Source organism: uncultured Formosa sp. (assembly GCF_947500765.1).
Taxonomy (GTDB): domain Bacteria; phylum Bacteroidota; class Bacteroidia; order Flavobacteriales; family Flavobacteriaceae; genus Formosa.
In genome coordinates, this window is record NZ_CANMTH010000046.1 from 1 (window position 1) to 898 (window position 898).

Annotated in this window: 1 protein-coding gene; it reads left to right on the forward strand. The window is 28.1% G+C overall.

The features are described from left to right. Positions 1-110 precede the first annotated feature (110 nt). Positions 111-824 carry a hypothetical protein gene (locus Q1B05_RS18530; RefSeq protein WP_299782942.1) on the forward strand — a complete coding sequence of 238 codons (714 nt, stop codon included), beginning with the start codon at positions 111-113 and terminating at the stop codon, positions 822-824. Positions 825-898: the final 74 nt, after the last annotated feature.

The following is an 898-nucleotide window of genomic DNA, read 5'->3' on the forward strand; positions in this document are numbered from 1 at the left end:
ACGTTATCTCTTATTTGAGAAAAACATTTCGCTCATTAAAAAAGGTAGTTCACTCATTTTGACTTTTAAGATTAATTGTCAAAGAATAAATTTGACAGAAATAATCGGAAATGAAAATACTTTTACTGACTTTAACTATTTTACTATCTATATGTGCAAATAGCCAAACTGAAAAATCAGAACTCTATCTAACGAAAGAAAGTGACACAACCTTTTGGAAAAACATACAAGCAGAAAAAATAAAGGAATTTAAACTTCCAGAATTGAATTTTCAATCTGAATTTGTATTCAGAACTTGGAATCCTGGCAGTATGCTTGAAATAACTAAAAACAATGATTCCATAAGCGGAAAAATAATCTATTTTGTTTTTGAGGTTTGGGAAAACGATTCTGAAGCGGACACATTTGTAAAAACATATTTTCTTCCTAAATCTATCTCTGAAAATTTGTATGAATACATACTAAACAGTAGAATTAAAAAAATACCAAGTGATAAGTATATTAAAGATTGGCAACAAGGATTTGACGGAATAACTCATATTTATGAACTGAAAGAAAATAATACTTATTCTTTTAAAAATTTTTGGACACCAAAAGCTCAAAAGGGTATTACAGAAGCAGAATTTATAATTGATTTTAATAAAAAAATTAGTGAAATAGGAGAATTAGAAAAATATGGAAAAGATTTTATCGAAAAAATTCCGTTCATAAGCTATAAATATTCAGGTTCAGCATACTCAATTATCAATCCCATTACCAAAAAGGAATTAAGAAAATATAAACGTGAACGAAAAAAGAAACAGCGGAATAAAAACAAGAGATAACACCGTGTATAATTAATGGCTGGTTCTCGCCTACTTACGAAAATCCTCGCGGATTTTCTATTCGGTTTTTATTT

Coding starts and splice junctions, on each gene's coding strand:
- Q1B05_RS18530 (WP_299782942.1), top strand. CDS start 111: ATGAAAATACTTTTACTGACTTTAACTATTTTACTATCTATATGTGCA.